This is a genomic window from uncultured Campylobacter sp. (assembly GCF_937890585.1).
Lineage (GTDB): Bacteria > Campylobacterota > Campylobacteria > Campylobacterales > Campylobacteraceae > Campylobacter_A.
In genome coordinates, this window is record NZ_CALACG010000137.1 from 1 (window position 1) to 1,264 (window position 1,264).

Genomic DNA, 1,264 nt, shown 5'->3' on the forward strand with positions numbered 1-1,264 from the left:
TAAAAAGAGAGCTTGAACACTTTGGTATAGCCTTTCCTGTGGAGATTAAGGCGCAAGAGCTAAATAGTAATTTAGAAGTTATAGCCTCTATAAATTTAAGCTAATAGCGTATTTCTATGAGTAAGGAGTGAGATTGTGCTTATATATTGCAAGTATTTTTATGTGATCTTGTTCTATACGAAAGACTACCACATACCCTTTAAAGATAAGGTCTCTAGTGTCTTCTCTATTGATTGTTTTATTTTTTCTAAATCTGTAAGGCATATAAGAGATGCTTTTTAGCCTTTCTACCAGCTCAATATAAAAAGCCCGAGCAGTCTCAATGCTATCCTTAGAGTAAAAATCTAAAATTGCATCAAGTTGGCTTAGAAATTCCTTGCTTAAATAAGGAATTTGCTGCATTTAGGCACCGTATTTTTTAAAAAGAGAATTTACATGAGTATTCATTTCGTCCATCGAGACATACTCTAGCTCTCCTTTATCATCCATATCAGAAATCCTCTTTAGATGCTCTTCGTCCTCTTTACTAAGATAGTTTTGCTGCTCACCATAGGCTTCAAAAATAGCAGCTGGATCTATTTTAAAAAGTAGAGCCTTTATCGCTTCGAGAGTGGTATTATCTGCAGTTGTTTGAATGTTTATCATGGTTGTCATAAAAGTCCTTTTAAATTTGGGTAGATTATAGCACTTTAGAGTCTTTGATTTTATTAAAACAAAAATTTCTATAGCTAAAAATTCTAGAAAAAGTTGTCCTGATAATCGGACAAGTTTTTTATTAAAAATGTTCTAAAAGCCCCTTAAAATCATAGAATACTTGTTACAGATGGGCGATTTTATCTCAAATTTCGGCGTTTTGGATTTTACGAGTAAATGCGCAGCAAGCTATGGTAAAATAAGGCTTGAGATAAGAAATAAAAACAGAAGGATAGGCGATATGGATATGCTGATTGCTGCCGTAGCGCTTGGCGATAATCTTATTTTGGTTACGAATAACGAAAAAGATTTTAAAGATATAAGCGAGCTCAGGATGGGAAATTGGAGCATTTGATATAATATACGGTAAATACAAAGCCTTTTGTTGGTTATATCGGAGGTTAGCTTAAAGCTGGAATGTGCAACCAAAACAAAGATGACTAAGCTCATGAAAACCAGTTGTGCCGCTCTCGATAGACTACTAAACCCAGACAACGATTCGCTAACGCTAAGCACGCTTGAAGGTGCGATAGCGTCAGGCAAAAGACTAAGTATCTAGGTAACCTGGCGG

General features: G+C 35.2%; 3 protein-coding genes. 1 reads left to right on the top strand and 2 read right to left on the bottom strand.

Features of this window, described 5'->3' with window-relative positions; genetic code table 11:
- Positions 1-114: 114 nt before the first annotated feature.
- Both Q0296_RS03930 and Q0296_RS03935 read right to left on the bottom strand, forming a co-directional pair.
- Positions 115-402, bottom strand: coding sequence for a type II toxin-antitoxin system RelE/ParE family toxin (locus Q0296_RS03930; RefSeq protein WP_103644979.1), 288 nt, complete (start codon positions 400-402; stop codon positions 115-117).
- On the bottom strand, positions 403-654 hold the full coding sequence (locus tag Q0296_RS03935) for a hypothetical protein (RefSeq protein WP_298036782.1): 252 nt from the start codon (positions 652-654) through the stop codon (positions 403-405).
- Between the two features lie 169 nt (positions 655-823).
- On the opposite strand from Q0296_RS03935, the gene Q0296_RS03940 reads away from it, so the two are divergent.
- Positions 824-1,048, top strand: coding sequence for a type II toxin-antitoxin system VapC family toxin (locus Q0296_RS03940; RefSeq protein WP_103644980.1), 225 nt, complete (start codon positions 824-826; stop codon positions 1,046-1,048).
- Positions 1,049-1,264 lie beyond the last annotated feature (216 nt).

What these genes read in the sequence shown, in the direction of transcription:
- Q0296_RS03940 (WP_103644980.1), top strand. Translation starts at nt 824, where the DNA reads ATGGGCGATTTTATCTCAAATTTCGGCGTTTTGGATTTTACGAGTAAA.
- Q0296_RS03930 (WP_103644979.1), bottom strand. Translation starts at nt 402, where the DNA reads ATGCAGCAAATTCCTTATTTAAGCAAGGAATTTCTAAGCCAACTTGAT.
- Q0296_RS03935 (WP_298036782.1), bottom strand. Translation starts at nt 654, where the DNA reads ATGACAACCATGATAAACATTCAAACAACTGCAGATAATACCACTCTC.